Annotated in this window: 4 protein-coding genes; 3 read left to right on the top strand and 1 reads right to left on the bottom strand. The window is 44.2% G+C overall.

Annotation, left to right across the window (positions count from 1 at the left end):
• The 3 genes from ACZFYI_RS15835 to ACZFYI_RS15825 all read left to right on the top strand — a co-directional run.
• On the top strand, nucleotides 1-282 hold a 282-nt coding region (locus tag ACZFYI_RS15835), incomplete at its 5' end, for an alpha/beta hydrolase (RefSeq protein ID WP_462525102.1).
• A gap of 107 nt (nucleotides 283-389) precedes the next feature.
• Complete coding sequence (locus tag ACZFYI_RS15830) at nucleotides 390-3,659, top strand: S41 family peptidase (protein ID WP_462525101.1); 3,270 nt, start codon at nucleotides 390-392, stop codon at nucleotides 3,657-3,659.
• Nucleotides 3,660-3,910: 251 nt separating this feature from the next.
• Complete coding sequence (locus ACZFYI_RS15825) at nucleotides 3,911-4,555, top strand: hypothetical protein (protein WP_462525100.1); 645 nt, start codon at nucleotides 3,911-3,913, stop codon at nucleotides 4,553-4,555.
• On the opposite strand, the gene ACZFYI_RS15820 is transcribed toward ACZFYI_RS15825, so the two are convergent.
• A partial coding sequence (locus ACZFYI_RS15820; protein WP_462525099.1) for an alpha/beta hydrolase family protein occupies nucleotides 4,537-4,821 on the bottom strand: 285 nt, incomplete at its 5' end. The two genes, ACZFYI_RS15825 and ACZFYI_RS15820, sit on opposite strands and share 19 nt — an antisense overlap.

The raw sequence follows: 4,821 nt of genomic DNA, 5'->3' as shown, positions 1-4,821 counted from the left end.
TCCAAAAACCTGATTGGTGAAAGGCCTCCACAAGGGATGATCGACCTGTATTCCAATGACAAACAGGTTAGTGCGGAAACACCTCCCACCTACCTTGTCCATGCCAAAAATGATCCTGTCAAAATTGAAAATTCTTACCTTTTTGAAGCGGCGCTGAAACAAAACAATGTTTCTGTGGCACATACTTATTTTGAGGAGGGCGGTCATGGTTTTGGTATGGTCAATCCGACTTCTGAAGTCCGGTGGATGGATGATGTCGAAAAATGGATGAAGGCCTTGTAAGGGCCTTTTTTCATTTCTGTCCCAGAATTTTCCAGTTTCAAAACAAAGGATTGAAAAAACACGGGTTAAATCTTTAACTTTTGGAAAATACCAAAACCCAAACCACTATGAAAAAAATTTTCACATTACTCTTTTTGACCTGCACATTCCTTCCATCCTTCGCACAGATCAATGCCAAGTTGATGCGCTATATGGATGTATCCGATTCCCAGATTGCTTTTGTTTTTGGCGGTGATATCTGGACAGTTCCCAAGGAAGGAGGGATGGCCACCCAACTTACAAGATCTCCAGGCGAGGAATCTTGGCCAAGGTTTTCTCCTGACGGAAAATCCATCGCTTTTTCAGCGAGCTACAATGGCAACCTTGATGTCTTTATGATGCCTGTAAATGGAGGAATCCCAACCCGGGTGACGTATAAGTCTTTTCCTGACCGCATGATAGACTGGCATCCTGATGGGAAACAGTTACTTTTTGCATCTACCGGTGAATTGGGTGGAAGACGACTTTTGAACCAGTTTTTCTTGGTCAATAAAGAAGGTGGGTTTCCTGAGAAGCTGCCTTTGCCTTATGGAGAATTGGCGAGTTTTTCACCTGATGGAAAGCAGTTGGCTTACATCACCAAAATCACCGAAAATTATCCTTTCAAAAGAATCCGGAGCGGTAACAATTCAGACATCCTGATCTATGACATGACTTCCAAAAAGGTTGAAAATGTCACCAACAGGATAGCTATAGACGGAAAGCCTGCTTGGTCGGGTACTACGGTTTATTTTCTTTCGGATGATAATCCTGACATGCGATTGAATATCTGGGCTTATGATACCAAGACCAAGGCATTGGCTCAGCTTACCAATTTCAAGGATTTTGACATTTCATACCTTTCTGCAAGTGATAAGGATTTGGTTTTTGAAATGGGGGGAGACTTGTACCTGATGGACCTTGCTACCAAAAACTACAAAAAAGTAGATGTTCACGTGGTCAGTGACCTATCTGTTGAAATGGCCCAACAAAAAGATGTGAGCAAAAGTATCGCCAATATGACCGTTTCACCGGATGCCAAAAGGGTAGTCTTTCAGGCAAGGGGAGAGTTGTTCAATGTTCCTTCAAAGGAAGGCTTCACCCTCAACATGACCCAATCAAGCGGTGCTTTGGACCACAGTCCGGCTTGGTCTCCTGATGGCAAATCGGTAGCTTATTGGAGTGACCAGTCCGGGGAATATGAGATTTACCTCCAAAATTCCCAAGGGAATCAGGAGGCGAAGAAATTGACCGACCGAAAAGGCGGATTTGGTTATACTTTACATTGGTCTCCGGATAGCAAAAAAATTGCTTTCATTGATGAAAAACATGACATCTCCATAGTGGATGCTGTTTCGGGTCAGATCAAAAAAGCCGGGAATACCTATTGGGTAATCGGCCATGGCGGTGCACCGGGTTTTCCGATCAGTTGGTCGCCTGATTCCAAATATGTTACTTTCCCCATAGGACTCGAAAATGCTAATACAGCCATTTTCATATATGATGTCGATGCAAATAAGTTGACACAGGCCACATCAGGGTATTATTCTGATGATTCTCCGACATTTAGTAAAGACGGCAAATACCTCTTTTTCCAGACCAACAGGAATATGGAACCTGTTTACTCAGCTTTGGGTGACGGTACATGGGTCTATCCCAATGCGACCCAAATCGGTGCAATCAGCCTTAACAAATCTGTAGCTTCCCTTTTGGCTCCAAAAAATGATACCATTACAGTCGCAGCTGACAAGAAACCTGATGACAAGAAACCTGAAGAAAAGAAAGCCAATGGAGTTCAAGTAGCCATAGATTTTGATGGATTGGAATCGAGGTTGGTAATATTGCCAGTCAAGCCAGGCAATTTTGGTAAAATGACAGCCATAGATGACAAACTGGTTTTTCTGCGGTATCCAAGAACGGGTTCGGGAGAAAATGGATCTACTTTGATGTTTTATGATGTCAAGGAGAGGGAGGAAAAAACCATTTTGGACAAAGTAAACAACTTCGTAGTTTCCGCCGACGGCAAATCCATTTTGGTATCAAGTAACGGCCAATATGGAATCATCGCTGCCAATGCAGCCCAAAAAATGGAAAAGCCAATTCCGACCAATGGCCTTGTCATGAATTGGGTAGCAAGGGAAGAATGGAACCAGATTTTCAACGACACCTGGAGAAGGTACAGGGATTTCTTTTACGATCCCAACATGCAGGGTGTGGATTGGAACGATATGAGGAAGCGTTATGGAGCCTTGATCAAAGATGCAAGATCCCGGTGGGACATCACCAATATCCAATCCAACATGCAGGCAGAACTTGCCGCAGGCCATACCTATACCAATGGCGGTGATGTAGAATCAGTGACGCCATTGATGACGGGATTTCTTGGAATCGAGTGGGCAAAAGACGGAGACCGATATAAAATAAAGAGGATTGTAAAACCAGCTTCCTGGAATACCGAAGTCAGGTCGCCTTTTGACCGATCTGGGGTAGAGGTAAAAGAAGGAGATTATATCCTCGCAGTCAATGGCATCAAACTCGATCCCAACAAAGATCCCTATGCGGCATTTGAAGGTTTGAGCGGAAAGACCGTTTCCTTGACAGTGGGTCAGAAAAACGGCAATTCGGAATCAAGCAAAGACGTAGTGATTACCTGTCTTTCACCGGGAGAAGAAGCCAACCTGAGATACCTGGAATGGCTTGAAAACAACCGAAAAATGGTCGAAAAACTTTCCGACGGACAGCTTGGATACGTCTATATGTCCAATACGGCAGGTGACGGACAGCGGGAATTGGTCAGCATGTATTATGGCCAACTGGACAAAAAAGGATTTATCATCGATGAAAGATTCAATGGCGGCGGTCAGTTGGCAGACAGATTTTTGGAATTGTTGCAAAGGCCTGTAACCTATAACCTGCATTGGAGACATGGCCGTGACCATACCAACCCGATCAAAGCCAATACCGGCCCGATGGGCATGTTGATCAACGGGTGGGCAGGTTCCGGAGGAGATGGATTGCCGTGGGCATTCAAAGTCCTGAATGCCGGGCCTATTGTCGGTGAAAATACCCTTGGCATTTTGGTGGGACCGGCCACAGGACACCAACTGATAGATGGCGGAGGAATCACCGTTCCGGATGCAAGACTCTATGACAATGCCGGGCATTGGTTTTGGGAAGGAGAGGGTGTAAGTCCTGATATCCTCGTGTGGGATGATCCTAACCTGATGATGCAGGGCAGAGATCCACAGATGGAAAGGGTGGTACAGGAAGTGCTGAAACTCATTCCTTCCAATCCATCCAAAATGACACCTGCTCCGGCCTATGAGGACAGGACGGCCAAAGGAATGAAGAAGAAGTAAGATAAAATACCCATTAATTGGGAGTTAAACTGAGGGTTGCTGCTTGTGAAGACACAAGCAGGGGCTTGGAAGTAATGTTAAAATTCCCATCCCAATTCCGGCAAGTTCTCTTCTTGCCGGAATTGGGATTATTTTTCTATAAGGTCTCCCTTCCTTTTTGGTAAAGATTTTTGGATTATTGGCAAATAATCATTTAAGCCTAATTTTTTTTCCAATAAATTCAAATCAATAATCCAAAAATTGATTTTCATATGTTGTCAGAAGAAGAAAAAGAACTTATCAGAATAAGGGAAACTTGCCGGTTTGAAGTCAGGGAAAAACTTCAAAATGAAGCTGACAAAAAGTTAGGATGGGGGAAAGTGATTTATTTTTTCAACAGCAAACTCGGCCTTTGGATCTTGTCCGCTGTTTTTCTCTCCGGTGGGGTGGTGGCCTATGATGATTATAAAGAGAAAAAGGAAGACAAAAAATCCCGAACTGAATTGGTGGAAAAACTCGATTTGGAAATCAGCTATAAATTCAATCGGGTGATATATTTTATCGATGAACTCAGTGACAAAAAAGGAGAGGGCGCCCAGATTCTAGTCACTGCCAGCATTGATGATGTCCGGGAAATCGCCTTGGGTTTGGATAAATCCTCGGGTAAAAAAGGAGATTACCTCAATGGGGATTTTCAGAATTGGAGCCTTTTGGCACTGATGGTCGAGCTCAGGAGGCAATTGGGAAAGTCGGGAATAAAGGATACTGAACTGGATCAGGTGATTACCCATATGACTGATCTTCCCGCGTTTTTTGAAGGCAAGAACATTGACTATGCCAATATTCCTGCGATCAAAAAACTGATCAGGGAGCATCTGATTTTGTCCCGATGGGAAAATCAGGGTTTTGCTTTATAGTGGTCAAACCAACTGAGGATGGCAGCCACTTTGCTCACCAACATACTTGGCTTATCTACCAATCCATGCGAAGCATTGGGGATTCTGACCATGGCTGTTTCGACTTCCTGCAGTTTCAATGCCGCATAATATTGCTCAGATTCCCCGATGGGTGTCCTAAAGTCTGATTCTCCTGTCAGCAACATGGTCGGGGTTTTGACATTGCCGACCAAGGAAATCGGGGAGCGCTTCATATAATTTTCGGTTTCTTCCCAAGGTTTTCCCGG

Source organism: Aquiflexum sp. (assembly GCF_977115555.1).
Note: the sequence above shows the minus strand (reverse complement) of the source record. Positions and strands in the feature narration are given on the sequence as shown.